This window comes from Streptomyces aurantiaciflavus, from assembly GCF_049808595.1.
Lineage (GTDB): Bacteria > Actinomycetota > Actinomycetes > Streptomycetales > Streptomycetaceae > Streptomyces.
The window spans coordinates 102,922-118,963 of the sequence record NZ_JBNCAQ010000006.1 but is presented as its reverse complement, the minus strand read 5'-3'; the positions used below and the strand labels follow the sequence as shown (position 1 = coordinate 118,963).

The window sequence follows — 16,042 nt, the reverse complement described above, 5'->3', positions numbered from 1 at the left end:
CGCCGCAGACCGGACGACAGGCCCTCGCTCAGGCGGGGTCGGCCACCAGCCGGGAGCGGCCGCCGAGCAGCCAGGTCACGATGTCCGGCAGCACGCGCAGCGAGGCGAAGTGGGCCTCCCGGGGGTGCAGGACGGCCCGCCCGCCCGGAATGCGCTCGGCCAGCCACCGGGTGTGGCTGGCCGGCGAGAACCCGTCCTGCTCGCCGTGCCACAGCAGTACGGGTACGGAGATGTCGGCCAGGGAGAAGCCCCACGGGCTGCAGAAGGACAGGGCGTCGTCCACCCAGCCGTCGGCGGACACACTGAGCGCCTCGCGGTAGTTGCGCACCAGCATGGCGCGGATGCCGGCGTCGGCGACCACACGGAGATCGGACTCGGTCAGTTCCCAGCGCAGTTGCGCCAGCAGTTTGTACGGGTCGGCGCGAATGTCGACGGAACGTTTTCGCAGACTGTCCGCGAGCTGATCGGGTCCGTTCAGGGCCTTGGTGTACTCGTTGACGTTGGAGGCCGCCATGCCCGCGAACCAGTCCAGCCCGTCCGCGTCCCGCGGGGCGAGGCTGACCAGGACCGCGGCCCGGGTCACCCGGTCGGGCAGCAGCGCGGCGCAGGCCAGGGCGTGCGGCCCGCCGCCGGAGCGGCCGACCACGGCGAAGCGCTCGATGCCCAGGGCGTCGGCGATGGCGGCGACGTCGGCGGAGACATGGGCGACCTGGCGCCCCGGAAGCCGGTCGGAGGGGCCGTAGCCGGGACGGTCGTAGGTGATGAGGCGGACCCGCTGGTGGTAGAGCAGCATCGGCCGGGGCGCCGGGCCGAGCCGGCTGCCGGGCGTGCCGTGCAGCAGGAACACCGGTGAGCCGCCGGGATCTCCACCGATCTCGACGGCTAATCGTCGTCCGTCCCCCGTGTACACCTCTGTGCGCATGCGCGGCCCCCTTCGAAGCCCCCGTCCACTGCTGCATGCCCTGTGTTCGTGCAACGGCCATTCCCCATGGTGGCCCAGATCATCCCGGTGTGCGGCGCTTTTGGCCATCCGGAACGCGCCGGTCGACGACGTGTGCGCCGGGGGCGTCCGGATGGTCCCGGGCGGGCACGAGGTCGATGAGGCGCGCGGCGGCCTCCTCGGCGAGCGGGGTCAGCGTGTCGTGGACCGAGCGGAACGTCTGCTCGGCCCGCTCCGCCGGCCAGTCCCCGGGGAGGTGCTCGACCGGCAGCCGCGGGTCACGGCGGATGATCCGCAGCCACTCCGTCTGGAGCAGCAGCCGGTGGGCGAGCGCGTCGTCCGGGTGCGGGGACCGGGTGAGCCACGGCTGCCAGCGCCGTACGAAGCCGTCGTAGCGGTCGGCGAGTTCGGCCAGCTCCCAGGTCTCCTCGATCATCGCGCCGATGTCGGTGCCGGTGTCGGCGTGCGCGCGGAAGACCTTCACATGGGCGGACAGGCCGAGTTCGGCGACCAGCACGGAGACGTCGACCTCGCCGGGGGCGATCCACAGTCCGCCGAACAGCGGGCCGAAGCCGCTCCAGCTGAGCTTCGCGCGCAGGTCGTGCCGCTGCCGCTGCCACGACTCGGGCAGGGAGAAGCCGAGCAGGGTCCAGGTGCCGTCCCAGTGGCGGTTGACGGCGCCGGTCTGCCAGACGCGGTGCTCGCCGTCGCGCAGCACGGCCTCGGAGTGCTCGGTCAGGCCGAAGTACATGCGGCGGCCCTCGCGCTGGCGGCGCAGCAGACCGCGGCCCACCATCCGGGTCAGCGTCGAACGCGTCGCCTGCTCGCCCACTCCGGCGCGCGCGAAGACGTCGATCACACTGCCCGAGTACACGCACACCTCGCGCCCGAGCACCTGCTCGCCGAGGAACGTGAGCATCAGGGACTGCGGCCGCAGCGACTCTTCGGTGGTCACGCGGCCACGGTACCTCCGGTCCCTCCGGTCAGGTCTTCGCCAGGTACCCGTCGGAGCCGGTCAGGCGCCCACCACGTCCACGAAGACCGGGTTGGAGTAGAACCAGGTGTCGGCCCACGGGTCGCCGTCGCCGGGCGCGTGCGGGATCGGGCCGTGCGGGTCGACCGCGGCACCGAGGTAACCGGCCCCGTTGCGGTTTCCGTCACTGCCGCGCAGACGCACGTAGAAGGACTCGTCGCCGGCGGTCAGCGGGACGCGCAGGGTGTACGTCCCCGTGCGGCCGCTCACGTCCTTCGTCCAGGCGACCCTGGTGTCGGGCGCCCGCCAGCCGTCCCGGTCGGCGGCCGGGCCGCGCACCGCGCCCCGGACGACGTCCACGTGCGCCAATTCCGGGAGGATCCCTTGGGGGTTGGGGCGCGAGGCGCTGGTGACGGTGACGCTCAGGGTGAGCTTCTCGCCCTTGCGGACCCGCAGCCGTCCGCCGAGGGTGACACCCCGCCCGTGGTCGCAGTCGCGCTTCAGCCGCACCTCCAGCCCGTCCAGCAGATGCCCGTGGTCCACCCAGACACGGCCCGCGCGCAGACCCGCCATCACCGAGCGGTAGCCGTAGCGGGTGACGCCGACGTGGGTGCGGCTGAACTGACCGGGCCAGAAGTCGCTGCCCGGCTGCGGGGTGTCGGTGTTCACCGGGTCGGGCAGCCGGCCGGTGTTGTCGAAGTTCTGACCCGGCGCCCAGTCGCCGTTCTTCCAGGTGTCGAAGACGACGCGGTGCGCGTCGGAGTTGGTGGTGATCGAGAACAGCCTGCCCTCGGCGAGCAGCGCGTCCCACAGACCGCCCACGGTCGCCGTCGCCCAGTCGAAGCCGCCGTACGTGAGATAGGCGTCCGCCGGATACCCCGCCCACGACTGTGCCGACGGCTTGTTCTCGTACTCGCCGCGGATCGACGTCGCCCCGCGCAGGCCGGGAATGGCCGCGCCCTGGGCACCCGGAGCGCCCTCCATGCCGATCATGATCTCGGGGGCCGCGTCCCGCCAGTTGCGCATCTCGTGCGGGGAGTCGATGCCCAGCCGCATCGGGTGGTTGGCGAGGACGAGGACGTCGTCGACGTAGCCGGTGCGGCGCTGCTCGGCCAGCCACTGGACGGCCTTGACCGCGTGGGCCTCGTTGCGCGCGGTGTCCGCGGCGCCGGCGGCGCCCTCGGTGTAGCCGAGGAGCTTGCCGTCGTAGGCGCTCTCGAACCGGGTGAGCAGGTCGACCTCGTGCGGGCCGGGCGCCGCGAAGACCGTGCAGTGCTCGGCGGCCGGGATGTACCACTCCAGGCCCTGGAAGATCAGCTGGCGCGGGTTCTCGGCGCGGGCCCTGAGGATCTCGTCGTGCTCCAGCGGCGCGCCGAACCGGGCGTGCCCGAAGTTGGAGTGCTCGGTGAACACCATCCAGTCGAGGCCGTAGCGGGCGCCCGCGGCGGCCAGCTGGGAGAAGGTGTACTTGGCGTCGTGGCTGTACACGGTGTGGATGTGGTGGTCGCCGACGAGGTAGGCGAGGCGCGGGTCCTCACCGCCGGACCCGCCGTGGCCCCGCCCGGCGGCGACGGCCGGCGTGGCCGCCGACCCGAGCGCGAACGCGGCACCGAACAGGCCAGCCGCACGCAGGAGTTGACGTCGGGAAGCGCCCTGGGGGTTCAGGGCGGCGGGGGAGACGGACGGGTCGGCCCAGACGGGCAGCTGCTGCTCGGACATGACTCTCTCTCGCGGACTCGGCGGACTCAGCGGTTCATGAAGGAGGTGACGGGCAGCGCCCGTTCGACGATCCGGACGTCACCGAGCCGGCCGTGCAGGATCTGGTCGATCTGCCCGCCGTACTCGTATCCGCCGAGCAGCCACGGCAGCCCGACGGACGTGATGCCGACCGCCGTCGCCTTCGGGTTGCGGACCACCGGGCAGCCCTCGACGTACAGCGTGGTGTGCCGCCCGTCGTTGACGACCGCGAGGTGCCACCACGTCTCCAGCGGGGTCTCCTGGCCCCAGTTGGTGGCGATGCCCTCCTGGTTCAGCGGGCGCATCGCCCACTGCGGTTCCCGGTCGTTCGACAGGGACAGGGTGGCGAGCGGCTCGTCGGGGTCGTCGGCGGTCTTCCCGGCAGCGCCGCCCGTGCCGGTACGGCTGACCAGGCCCGACCAGGCGTGGTGGGCGGGGTCCCAGTCGGCGGGCAGCCGGTAGAAGGCCTCGATGGTGTAACCCCGCGCGAACGTCGCGGAGTTGAGCGGAGCGCCGTCCACCGTGCGCAGGTACGCGCCCTTCAGCGGGGACTTGTAGCCCTGGAACTCCAGGCTGCCGTGGCCGGGCTGGTCGGGGTGGTGGTCCGCCGACCAGCCCAGCGAACCGCCGCCCACGGAGACGACGGTGAGGTCGTTGCCGCGCCCGGACAGGTCACGGACCGTGCCGCTCGCCGGCGACTCGAAGCGCCAGTACGCCGCCGTCCCCGGAACCAGCATCCTCGACACGGGGCGCGCCGGCCGTGCCGGCACCGGGTCGAAGCCGGAGAACCGCTCGGCGAAGTCGAGTTCCACGGTGAACCGGTCGGCGTCCCCGCTCAGTTCGATCTCCTGCCGCTCCAGCTCGTTGAGCCCCTTCGCGGCCCGGCCCAGGATCCACGGGGAGACCGTCTCCACGTCGATGACGTTCCGGTCGAGGTCGAAGCGGTACAGGCGGATCATCGCCGCGCCGCCGAAGTAACGGTTCTGGTAGTTCGTCAGGTGCAGATGGACGTCGTGCCCCGCCGCGTTCCTCCACGTCGCCCGTCCGGCGGGCCAGTAGTGGCCGTTGAGGGTGAGGAAGATCTGGTCGTGGTCCTCGATCAGCCGGTCCCAGAGCTGCTGCCCGTACGCCGACAACGTGTCGTCCTCGACGACCAGTTCATGCGTGGTGAGGACGACGGGCGTCCTCGGGTGCTTCGCCAGGACGTCGGCGGCCCACGCGTACCCCTGCGCCGACAGCCGCCAGTCCAGCGCCAGCACCATCCACTCCCGGCCGCCGGCCCGGAACAGGTGGAAGGTGTTGTAGCCGTCCGGGGAGGCGCCGCCGAAGGTCTTCCTGCCCTCGAAGCGCTCCGGGCCGAAGGCGTCCAGGTACGGGGTCGCGCCGCGCTGGTCGGTCGTCGAGGACTTCACGTCGTGGTTGCCGGCCAGCACGCTGTAGCCGACCCCGCGCCGGTCGAGCAGCTCGAACGCCTCGCTGATCGCGGTGACTTCGGCCTTCGTCCCGTTCTGGGTGAGGTCGCCGAGGTGGGACAGGAACACGATGTTCTCGTCCCTGCCGTGCTCCAGGAGGTAGCGCAGGGAGGCCTCGACGGGCGCCTTGTCGATGCTCGGTCCGTCGAAGAGGTACTGCGTGTCCGGCATCACCGCGAGCGTGAAGCGGCGGCTGTCCGGGTCGGGCCGCAGGCTGCTCTGCGAGGCGGCCTCGGCGGTGGCCGGCAGCGCGACCGACGCGGTGGTGGCGGCGCCGAGCAACGCGGTGGCTCTCAGGAAACTGCGTCGACCGGCGCCGGCCTGCGCGGCCTCGCCCTGTTCATGGGCATGCGAAGTACACACGAGTGCTCCGTGGGAGTGCGAAGAGGTCCGTGGAAGAAGTGCGAAGAGGTGCGTGGACGTCCGAAGAGGATCAGAGCGCGCGCAGCGTCCAGCTCCAGCGGTGGACGCCCGGGGGGACGAGGTAGGAGGGGAAGGTGTCGGGGCCGCAGGAGGCGGTGCCGAGGCCGCGGTGGGCCGCGTCGAGGTGCACCACGCAGCCGGGGCGCGGCACCAGTTCGTCGTGGTGGGCGGCGGCGGTCAGGTCCTCGGCGCGGTGGCGTGTGACGGAGACCTGGCGCGGCTCGTCCAGCGTGACCTGGAGACCCGTCGCGTCCGGCGCGGACAGCGTGAACCGCCGCACTCCGTGCCGGCCACCGCTCTCCTGCGGACGCAGATAGGGCGTGAACAGCGCGTCCACCGGCACGGAGTGGTGGCCCACCGGCGCGCCCGCGCTGCGGTCGGGGTACGACTCCCAGGGGCCCGGCCCGAACCACTCCAGCAGGTCCAGCCCCGCGACCGTCTCGAAGACCGAGCCGACCCGCGCCACGTCGTCCCACTCGTCCGGCAACTCGGCCTCCTCGTCGACCCGGATCCCGCCCTCGACCGGCGTGAACACCTGCCGGTGCCGGACCACACCGGTCGTGCCCGCGTACTCGGCGACGACCGTCACCGACACGCCGTCCCGGTCCACCGAGACCGGTTTGCGTACGAGCGTGTCCAGCCCCCAGGCCCGCCAGCGCGCCGCCATCCCGCCCAACTCGTCGTTGTCGGTGGGCGCCCGCCACAGCGAGAGCGTCGGAGCGACGGTGAGCAGGGGGTGGACGAGCAGCCCGTCGCCGTCGACCTCGATCCGCGCGGCCACCGCCGGTTCCTCCACGGGCTCGGCCGCGCGCAGCCGCAGCTGCGGCGCGCACACCTCGGTACCGCGCGGCGCCCACGGCAGGTCCTCCGCCGTCCGCACCCGCAGCGTCAGCCACGCCTCGCCGCCGTCCCTCGGCAGTTCGAACGGCAGCGGAACCACCGCCGTCTCACCCGGCCGCAGGTCCGGCAGCTCGGCCGGGGCAGTGAGCGAGCCGCCGTCCGCGAGGGACAGCTCCCACTCGGCCGCGAGCCAGTCCAGTCCGCGGAAGTGCTGGTGGTTGGAGACGACCAGCCCCTCGTGCCGGAAGCACTTCAGGCGCACCGGCGCCGCGAGCTCCCGGTGCTCGTACAGCACCGGCTTGGGGGTGCGGTCCGGGAAGACGACCCCGTCCGCGATGAACGCGCCGTCGTGGTACGGCTCCCCGAAGTCGCCGCCGTACGCCCAGCGGTGGCCGGGTGCGGCGACACCCCTGTCGTAGAGCCCGGCGCCCCCACGCCCGGCCGGTCTTCCGTCGTTCACACGCTGGAGGATTCCGTGGTCCCAGAACTCCCAGATGAACCCGCCCTGAAGACCCGGGGTGGCCTCGATGGCCGCCCAGTGGTCGGCCAGCGTGCCGTTGCTGTTGCCCATGGCGTGCGAGTACTCGCACTGGATGAGCGGCTTGGTCTGCACCCCGGACAGCGCGTGCGCCACGCACTCCTCCAGCGGCGCGTACATCGGGCAGGCGATGTCCGAGGCCAGGTCCGGGTCCGCCCAGCCGCGCTTGGCGGCGCCCTCGTACTGCAGGGGGCGGGTCGGGTCGTGCCGGCGCACCCAGCCCGCCGCCGCGTCGTGGTTCGCGCCGTAGTCCGACTCGTTGCCCAGCGACCAGACGATGACCGACGGGTGGTTCTTGTCGCGCAGCACCATGCGCGAGACCCGGTCCACGAAGGCGTTCAGATAGCGCGGGTCGTCGGCGATCTCGTGGGCGTGGTCGTGGGACTCGATGTCCGCCTCGTCGACGACGTAGAAGCCGAGCTCGTCGGCGAGGTCGTACAGGGACGGGTCGTTCGGGTAGTGCGCGGTGCGGATCGCGTTGAAGCCGAAACGCTTCAGCAGGACCAGGTCCGCGCGCATGTCGTCGTACGACACGGTGCGGCCGGTCAGCGGGTGGAAGTCGTGGCGGTTGACGCCCCGGATGAAGACCCGCTCGCCGTTGACCAGCAGGTCCCGGCCGACGATCTCCACGTCGCGGAAGCCGACGCGGTGGTGCGAGGTGTCGGCGACCGTTCCGTCGGCGCGGTGCAGGCGGACGGTCAGGCCGTACAGCTCGGGCGTCTCCGCCGTCCAGGTGCGCACGTCGGGGACGGTGACGCGCAGTCGTGCCTCGCCGAGGAAGTCGGAGACGCGCTCCTCCTCGGCGTTGATCCGGTCGAACTCCGCGTCCTGCGCCAGCAGATGCCCGTCGAGCTCCCCGGTGACGTACCACCCCTGGGGCAGGGGACCGCCCGCGTCCCGCACCTGGCAGTCGACGCGCAGATCACCGTCGTGGCGGGCCCGCACGGTCACGTCCGCGAGATGCAGCGGGTCGGTGGCGTACAGCAGCACCGACCGCGTGATCCCGCCGTGCCACCACTGGTCCTGGTCCTCGATGTGCGAGGCGTCCGACCACTTCACCACGGTCAGCCGTACGGCCGCCCGCTCTCCGGGGCGTACGACGCCGGACAGGTCGAACTCGGCGGCCAGATGGGAGTCCTTGGAGATGCCGACGGGCCGCCCGTCCACGTGCACCAGCAGCACGCTCTCGGCGGCGCCGACCTGGAGCACGATCCGGCGGCCGGCCCACTCGGCGGGGACGTCCACCTCACGTTCGTACACACCCGTCGGATTGGCCGCGGGCGACTGTGGAGGGAATTCTGTATACGGCATACGGACGTTGGTGTACTGCGGCAGGTCGTCCGTGCCCTGCAGGGTCCAGACGCCGGGGACGTACGACGAGGACCAGGAACCGCCGACCGGCGCGTCCGGAGCGGGCAGCAACCGGAAGCGCCAGTCACCGTCCAGGGGGAGTGCTCCGGAGCGCCGGTCGACGGCGTTCATGGGCAGTCGCCCCCAGGAGGTCACCTCGGGTGCCTCCCAGGGGCGCAGGGCGATCAGGGGGTCGAGGGGTGCGTCGCTCATGACCGTTCCGAAGTCGGTGTGGTGGGCCGGGGCAGGGCGCGGCCCTGCAGGCCCCAGGCGGGGTCGACGGGGATGCCGAGACGGTCCAGGACCGTGGGGGCGATGTCGATGAGGCGGGGCGTGTCGAGCCGGATGCCGTCGGGCCCGCCGGGCTCGGCGAGGATGACGAAGACCTCCCGTTCGGCACGCGTGTCGCCGCCGTGGCCGCCGGTGTCGAGGTGACCGTGGTCCGTGGTGACCAGCACGGTCCAGTGCTCGTCGGCGCGGCCGGGGTCCGAGCGCCGGGCGTCGATCGCCTCCAGCAGCCGCCCGAGGTGGGCGTCCTGGGCGAGCAGGGCGTCGTCGTAGGCGGGAGAGAGGGGGCCCGTGGCGTGGCCGGCCTCGTCGGTGGCGCCGAAGTACACGAACACGACGTCCGGGTCGTCCTCGGCGAGCCAGCGTGCCGCGGTGCGGGCGACGAGGCGGTCCGCGGTCTCGTAGCCGTCGGTTTCGCCGTCGTAGTGCACACGTCGGCCGATCGCGGCGCCGAGGACACCGCGGCGGACCAGTTCCGGCCAGGACACCACGGCCGCGGTGCGCAGACCGGGCCGGGCGGTGACGGCGCGGCTCAGGAAGTCGGGGTAGCGGGCGTAGTCGGCGCCGGCGAAGTCGTTGCCGGTCACCCCGTGCCGGTCGGGCCACACCCCGGTCAGCACGCTCGACCAGCCGGGTCCTGAGTCGGTGTAGGCCATGCTGGTCGACGGCCCGTTCTCGGCCTGGCCGTCCGTCTCGCCGTAGGGCAGCAGGCTGGTGCCGTGGGCGCCCGTGGCCATCAGGCCGTGCAGCACGGGCGCCGTGGACGGAGGGCGAAGCGGGACGGGGGTCCCCCCGGCCGGAGGCCGGGGGGACGGCAGCCGGTCGTGGCGCAGCCCGTCCATGCCCACCACGAGCACCTTGCCGGGCGCGGTGCCGTCCCTCGGCGCCCGTCCCCCCTCCGTGTCGACGTCCGTCACCGCGCACCCCTCTCGTCTCTCGTGCCTGCCGCACAGTCTGTGCCGACCCGCTCCGACCCGGTCGCGACGGTCCACGGCACGGCCCGGTCAACTCCCCTGTACCGCCCCCTCGGTGGCGCCCGCGATGAAACCGCGGGCGAAGACGGTGAAGACCACGACCAGCGGGATGGACGCCATGAGCACGCCGGCCATGACCATGCTGTAGTCGGTGGTGTGGCCGACATGGAGCTGGGCGAGCGCCACCTGGAGGGTGAGGTGGCTGGGGTCGGTGAGCACGACCAGCGGCCAGATGTAGTCGTTCCAGGCGCCGACGAAGGCGTAGATGGCGAGGAAGGACAGCGCCGGCTTGATCATCGGCAGCACGATGTTCCAGTACTGGCGGAAGAACCCGGCGCCGTCGATGCGCGCGGCGTCGAGGAGTTCGTCCGGCACGCCGTTCTCGATGTACTGGCGCAGCCAGAAGATGCCGAAGGCGTTGGCGAGGGCGGGCGGGACCAGGGCCTGGAGCGTGCCGACCCAGCCGATGTTCGACATCAGGATGAACTGCGGAAGGACGGCCAGCTGGAGCGGCAGCATCATGAACCCCAGCAGAGTGGCGAACAGCACCCTGCGGCCGGGAAAGTCGAACTTGGCGAAGGCGAAGGCCGCCAGGGAGTCGACGAACAGCACCAGAACGGTGGTGACGCACGCGACGATGACCGTGTTGAGCATCGACCCGAAGAAGTCGATGGTGTCCAGCACGTGCCGGACGTTCTCCAGCAGGTGCGAACCGGGGGTCATCTTCGGGGGGCTCTTGTAGATGTCCTCGGTGGTGTTGGTCGCCATGATGATCGTCCACACGAACGGGAAGACCGAGATCACGACGGCCAGGATCAGCACGATGTGCGCGGTCAGGCCCTTGGGGCGCCGGGACCGCCTGAGGTTCGCCGCGGTCATGACTTCCTCCCGCGCTGCACGATGCGCCAGTTGACGGCGACCAGCACCATGATCAGTACGAAGAAGGCCCACACGATGGCCGCTCCGTAGCCGTAGTCGTTGTTCACGAAGGCCGACTGGTAGAAGTACAGCAGCGTGGTCAGGCCCGCCTGGCCGGGGCCGCCGAGGTTGGGGTTGGCGGCGTTGGAGCCGAACAGGACCTGGGGTTCGCTGAAGCTCTGGAGACCGTTGATGGTCGAGATGACGACGGTGAACAGGATGATGGGCCGCATGATCGGCATGGTGATCTGGAAGAAGGTGCGGACGGGCCCGGCGCCGTCCAGCTTGGCCGCCTCGTAGATCTGCGCCGGGATGGCCTGGAGACCGGCCAGGTAGATGATCATGTTGTAGCCGGTCCACATCCAGGTCATCAGCAGTGCGATGACCAGCTTGATCAGCCACGGATTGCTCAGCCACGGGACGGGCGAGATGCCGACCGCGCCCAGGATCGCGTTGACCAGGCCGAAGTTGTTGCTGAACACCGCGCCGAAGAAGATCGACACGGCGACGATCGAGGTGACGTTCGGTACGTAGAGGGCGATGCGGTAGAAGCCCTTGAAGCGCCGCACCGAGTGCAGCAGCGTCGCGAGCACCAGGGCGCCGAACAGCGTGGGAACGGTGGACAGGACCCAGATCACCAGGGTGTTGCGGATCGACAGCCAGAAGACCGGGTCGTCCCACAGGAACCGGAACTGCTGCAGACCCACGAACTGCATGTCGCCCAGGCCGTCCCAGCGCTGGAAGGCCAGATACAGCGAATAGAAGACCGGGAAGAACGAGAAGGAGATGAAGATCAGAAAGAAGGGGGAGATCGCCAGGTACTGCCGCCAGTAGGACAGCAGCCCACGACGCCTGGGCCGCGCGGTGCCCGCAGGCGGCGTACGCCGCGGGCGGAAGCGAGCCGGGCCCGGCCCGCCGAGGTGCCGGGACACCTCGGCGGAGCCGGTGACCGGAGGGGACGACACCTCAGTTCACCCCCTGCCGGCGGGCGATCTGCTTGGCCTGGCTGACGGCGTCCTTCCAGGCGTCGTCGGGCTTCTTGCCCTTGGCCTCGACGGCGGTCAGTTCCGTCATGTAGGGGGCCATGACGGCGGCGTCGGCGGGCGCCTCGTAGCTGACCGGGATGGCCTCGGCGGCCGGGCCGAACACCTCGATGATCTTCTGCCCGCCGAAGAAGGCGTCGGGGCCCGTCATGGCCGGCATGGAGTACGCGGCCGGCGCGGCCGGGAAGATGGCGGCGTCGGTGAAGCCGCGGGCGTCGTTGGCCGGGCTGAGGATCCAGCTGATGATCTTGAACGCCTCTTCGGGGTTGCGGCACTGCTTGGGCAGGGCGAGGTAGGAGCCGCCCTGGTTGGCCGGTCCGCCCGGCATCGCGCAGACCCGCCACCGGCCCTTGGTGCCCGGGGCCGCCTGCTCGATGTCCAGCGCGTGCCAGGCCGCGCCGAGTTCGGTGGTCAGGTTCTTGCCGATGGCGGCGTTCCAGGAGTTGTCGTTGATCTTGGCGTCGAGACCGAGGGTGTAGGGGCGTATCGCCGTGGTCCACGCGGCGCGGATGTGGTGCTGGTCGCCGATGAAGTGGTTGTCCTTGTCGATGAACCGCTGGGTGCCCTGGCCGACGGCCATGGTGAACACCGAGCTGATGTTGTTGACCAGGTAGGTGCCGGGGACCTTCTTCTTCAGCTCGGTGCCGAGCGCGAAGTAGTCCTCCCACGTCTTGGCCCGGGCGGCGACCTTGTCGGGGTCGGTGGGCAGCCCGGCCTTGTCGAACAGGTCCGCGCGGTAGAAGAGCGCGGTGGGACCGATGTCGATCGGGAACCCGATCTGCTTGCCGTCCTCGGTCTGGGCGAGCTTGGTCTTCCACTCCAGGTACTGGGACGAGATCTTCTTGAAGCCCAGGTCGTTCAGGTCGAGGAAGCGGCCGGCGTTGGGCAGGAAGGACGCCATGTCCTCGCCCTTGATGCCGGTGATGTCGGGCACGGAGGTGCCCGCCGCGAGGGTGGTGGTGAGCTTCTGCTTGAAGTCGCCGCCGATGGAGGCGACGGTCAGCTTGACCTCGCTGCTGAAGTGCGTCCTGGCCTCCGCGACCACCTTGTCGCTGAGCGCGCCACCCCAGTACCACAGGGTGAGGTTCTTGCCGTTCTTGGTGCCGCCCGAGCCTGAGCCGCCGCCGCATGCGACGGTCAGGCCGGAGGCGGCCGCGGTGAGCGCGGCGGCCTGGAGGAAGCCTCTACGAGAAAGGTCCACGGGTCACTCCTGTTGTTCCTGTTCGACGTGCTGAGGGGAGGTTGAGGGTCAGTGCCGCCATGCGGAGGCGCGTGGGCCCACGGGCGTGTGCGGGGCCGGCGGGGTGACGGGAGCGTGGCGCACGGGCGGGCCGACGTCGGCCGGGACGCGGTCGGCCAGGAAGCCGTAGGCGCGTCGCAGTTCCGGGTCCGTCAGTGAGCCCCACCAGCGGTCGACGCCGTACCAGCCCGGGGCCGCGAGCGCCCCGCCGTGGTGCTGGACGGACAGCCCGGCCGCGAGGACCGCGAACCGCAGCCGCTGCTCCAGCGGCCAGCCGCCGAGCGAGGCCGCGACGAAGCTCGCGCCGAAGACGTCCCCGGCGCCCGTCGCGTCGAGGACGTCGACGCCCAGGGCCGGGACCTCCGCGTACTCGCCGGTGATCTGGTCGACGGCCACGGCGCCGTCCCCGCCCCGGGTCACCACGGCCACCGGCACCAGCTCGGAGAGCGTGCCGAGGGCGGCGACCGCGCTGTCGGTGCGGGTGTAGGCCATCGCCTCGGTCTCGTTGGGGAGGAAGGCGTGGCACAGGGCGAGCTGGTCGAGGAGGTCGCGGGACCACTGCTGGGTGGGGTCCCAGCCGACGTCGGCGTAGATCTGCGTGCCGTTGGCGGCCGCCTTGCCGATCCACGCGCGCGGTTCGGCCTCGATGTGCACGAGCGCCGTGCGCGCCTCGGGCGGGTCGCCCATCAGCGCGTCCTGCGAGTACGGCGGCTCCTGGCCGTGGGTGACGAGGGCCCGGTCGTGTCCGTGCGCGAGGGCGACGGTGACCGGGGTGGGCCAGTCGTCGGCCACGCGGGAGAGGGCGAGGTCGACGCCCTCCTGGCCGGCGAGGATCTCGCGGCAGTACGCGCCGTAGAAGTCGTCGCCGAAGACCGTGGCCAGCGAGGTCCGCAGGCCGAAGCGGGACGCGGCCACCGCCAGGTTGGCGATGCCGCCCGGGCCGCAGCCCATGCCGGCGGTCCAGATCTCCTCGCCCGGCGTGGGCGGCTTGCCCAGGCCCGTGAGGACGAGGTCGTAGAAGAGCAGCCCGGTGAGCAGCACGTCGGGCCGGTCGTCGTCCACGGAGGCCGTCCTCTCGTCAGTCAGCTCGTCAAAACTCTTCATTTCGGTGACCGGAATCGTGCGCCCCTCCGCGAGATTGGTCAATACCCGAGCAGAAGTGAGCATGGATTTGATTGAAGATGACGAGTACTGTTCATGCCGTGCTGGCAGAACGACGACACCAACTCATCCTGCGCGCCCTGCGCTCCGGCGGCCCCGCGGCCGTGACCGATCTCTCGGAGCAGCTGGGTGTGAGCCCCGCCACGATCCGGCGTGACCTGGTCAAACTCGAGGAGGAAGGCCTGCTCACACGTGTACATGGCGGCGCCGTCGTCGACGAGGGCGACCAGCCCTTCGCCGAGGTCGCCGAGGTGCGGGTGTCCGAGAAGGACGCCATAGCGGTGCGTGCGGCGGAGATGATCAGGGACGGTCAGTCGGTGCTGCTGGACATCGGCACCACCGCCTACCGGCTCGCCCGACAGTTGCACGGCCGCCGTCTCACCGTGATCACCAGCAACCTGGTGGTCTACGAGGAGCTCGCCGACGACGAGGGCATCGAGCTGGTGCTGCTCGGCGGCATGGTCCGCCGCGAGTACCGCTCCCTGGTCGGCTTCCTCACCGAGGACAACCTGCGCCAGCTCCACGCCGACTGGCTCTTCCTCGGCACCAGCGGGGTGCGGCCGGGCGGACAGGTGATGGACACGACGGTCGTCGAGGTGCCGGTCAAGCGCGCCATGATCAAGGCGAGCGACAAGGTCGTCCTGCTGGCGGACGCGGCGAAGTTCCCGGGTACGGGCATGGCGAGGGTCTGCGGTCCCCGGGACCTGGACGTGGTGGTGACCAACGCGCCGGTGGACGCGGCGACCCGCTCCTCCCTGGAGGAGGCGGGCGTCGAGGTGGTCCTGGCAGGAAAGGTGCAAGAGTGAAACTGACGATTCTGGGCGGCGGCGGGTTCCGGGTGCCGCTCGTGTACGGAGCGCTGCTGACGGACCGCGCCGAGGGGCGGGTGACCGAGGTCGTGCTGCACGACCTGGACGCCGGTCGACTGTATGCGGTCGCCCGTGTACTGGCTGAACAGGCCGCCGGAGTCCCCGACGCTCCCCGGGTGACCACCACGACCGACCTGGACGAGGCCCTGCGCGGCGCCGACTTCGTCTTCTCCGCGATCCGCGTCGGCGGCCTGGAGGGCCGCGCCGACGACGAACGGGTGGCCCTCGCGCAGGGCGTCCTCGGTCAGGAGACGGTCGGCGCCGGCGGCATCGCCTACGGTCTGCGGACGGTCCCCGTCGCCGTCGACATCGCCCGACGCGTCGCCCGCCTCGCCCCCGACGCCTGGGTCATCAACTTCACCAACCCGGCCGGCCTGGTCACCGAGGCCATGTCCCGCCATCTCGGCAACCGTGTCATCGGCATCTGCGACTCCCCGGTCGGCCTCGGCCGGCGGATCGCCCGCGTGCTCGGCGCCGACCCGCGCGAGGCCTTCATCGACTACGTCGGCCTCAACCACCTCGGCTGGGTGCGCGGCCTGCGCGTCGCCGGCCGCGACGAGCTCCCGCGCCTGCTCGCCGACGCCGACCTGCTCGGCTCCTTCGAGGAGGGCAAGCTCTTCGGCGCCGACTGGCTCCAGTCGCTCGGCGCGATCCCCAACGAATACCTGCACTACTACTACTTCAACCGCGAGGCCGTCCGCGCCTACCAGCAGGCCGAGAAGACCCGCGGCGCCTTCCTGTGCGACCAGCAGGCCCACTTCTACGAGGAGATGCGCGACCCCGACGCGGCGGCCCTGGCCGCCTGGAACCGCACCCGCGCCGAGCGCGAGGCCACCTACATGGCCGAGAACCGGGAGACGGCCGGCGCCGGCGAACGCGACGCCGACGACCTCTCCGGCGGCTACGAGAAGGTGGCCCTCGCCCTGATGCGGGCCATCGCCCGCGACGAACGCACCACCCTGATCCTCAACGTCCGCAACCGGAGCACGCTCTCGGTGCTCGACTCCGAGGCCGTCATCGAGGTGCCCTGCCTGGTCGACGCCAACGGAGCGCACCCGGTCGCCGTGGCCCCGCTGCCCGACCACGCCACCGGCCTGGTCTGCGCGGTGAAGGCGGTGGAGCGGGAGGTGCTCGCCGCCGCCGAGTCCGGCTCCCGTGCCACGGCGGTGAAGGCCTTCGCGCTGCACCCGCTGGTCGACTCGGTCAACGTGGCCCGCAGGCTGGTCGAGGACTACACCGAGGTCCACCCCGGGCTCGCGTACCTTAAGTAAGCGCC

General features: G+C 71.4%; 12 protein-coding genes. 2 read left to right on the top strand and 10 right to left on the bottom strand.

Annotation, left to right across the window (positions count from 1 at the left end):
- Nucleotides 1–28: 28 nt before the first annotated feature.
- The 10 genes from ACPT94_RS08610 to ACPT94_RS08565 form a co-directional block, all read right to left on the bottom strand.
- Entirely contained in the window at nt 29–922 is an 894-nt protein-coding gene (locus ACPT94_RS08610) for an alpha/beta fold hydrolase (RefSeq protein WP_360341266.1), read from the bottom strand.
- A 79-nt stretch (nt 923–1,001) separates the two neighbouring features.
- Nucleotides 1,002–1,895 carry a PaaX family transcriptional regulator gene (locus tag ACPT94_RS08605; RefSeq protein WP_425245564.1) on the bottom strand — a complete coding sequence of 298 codons (894 nt, stop codon included), beginning with the start codon at nt 1,893–1,895 and terminating at the stop codon, nt 1,002–1,004.
- Nucleotides 1,896–1,955: 60 nt separating this feature from the next.
- On the bottom strand, nt 1,956–3,632 hold the full coding sequence (locus tag ACPT94_RS08600) for a PHP domain-containing protein (protein WP_425245563.1): 1,677 nt from the start codon (nt 3,630–3,632) through the stop codon (nt 1,956–1,958).
- 26 nt (nt 3,633–3,658) lie between these two features.
- A complete protein-coding gene (locus ACPT94_RS08595) occupies nt 3,659–5,485 on the bottom strand; it encodes a LamG-like jellyroll fold domain-containing protein (RefSeq protein ID WP_425245562.1) in 1,827 nt (608 codons plus the stop codon).
- A 70-nt stretch (nt 5,486–5,555) separates the two neighbouring features.
- Complete coding sequence (locus ACPT94_RS08590; RefSeq protein ID WP_425245561.1) at nt 5,556–8,486, bottom strand: glycoside hydrolase family 2 TIM barrel-domain containing protein; 2,931 nt, start codon at nt 8,484–8,486, stop codon at nt 5,556–5,558.
- Nucleotides 8,483–9,403 carry an alkaline phosphatase family protein gene (locus ACPT94_RS08585; protein WP_425245626.1) on the bottom strand — a complete coding sequence of 307 codons (921 nt, stop codon included), beginning with the start codon at nt 9,401–9,403 and terminating at the stop codon, nt 8,483–8,485. Before ACPT94_RS08585 ends, ACPT94_RS08590 begins: the two co-directional genes overlap by 4 nt.
- A 162-nt stretch (nt 9,404–9,565) precedes the next feature.
- Nucleotides 9,566–10,414 (bottom strand): carbohydrate ABC transporter permease, encoded by an 849-nt coding sequence (locus ACPT94_RS08580; protein ID WP_360341251.1) that lies wholly within the window; start codon nt 10,412–10,414, stop codon nt 9,566–9,568.
- A complete protein-coding gene (locus ACPT94_RS08575) occupies nt 10,411–11,295 on the bottom strand; it encodes a carbohydrate ABC transporter permease (RefSeq protein WP_360341359.1) in 885 nt (294 codons plus the stop codon). The genes ACPT94_RS08580 and ACPT94_RS08575 overlap by 4 nt, the downstream gene beginning before the upstream one ends.
- A gap of 124 nt (nt 11,296–11,419) precedes the next feature.
- On the bottom strand, nt 11,420–12,697 hold the full coding sequence (locus ACPT94_RS08570; RefSeq protein WP_425245560.1) for an extracellular solute-binding protein: 1,278 nt from the start codon (nt 12,695–12,697) through the stop codon (nt 11,420–11,422).
- Nucleotides 12,698–12,745: 48 nt separating this feature from the next.
- Nucleotides 12,746–13,798: a carbohydrate kinase family protein gene (locus ACPT94_RS08565; RefSeq protein ID WP_360341356.1), complete on the bottom strand. Its 1,053-nt coding sequence runs from the start codon at nt 13,796–13,798 to the stop codon at nt 12,746–12,748.
- Nucleotides 13,799–13,938: 140 nt separating this feature from the next.
- Here ACPT94_RS08565 and ACPT94_RS08560 point away from each other — a divergent pair, with 140 nt between their 5' ends.
- Both ACPT94_RS08560 and ACPT94_RS08555 read left to right on the top strand, forming a co-directional pair.
- Nucleotides 13,939–14,703 carry a DeoR/GlpR family DNA-binding transcription regulator gene (locus ACPT94_RS08560; RefSeq protein WP_360341245.1) on the top strand — a complete coding sequence of 255 codons (765 nt, stop codon included), beginning with the start codon at nt 13,939–13,941 and terminating at the stop codon, nt 14,701–14,703.
- Nucleotides 14,700–16,037, top strand: coding sequence for a 6-phospho-beta-glucosidase (locus tag ACPT94_RS08555; protein WP_360341242.1), 1,338 nt, complete (start codon nt 14,700–14,702; stop codon nt 16,035–16,037). Before ACPT94_RS08560 ends, ACPT94_RS08555 begins: the two co-directional genes overlap by 4 nt.
- Nucleotides 16,038–16,042: the final 5 nt, after the last annotated feature.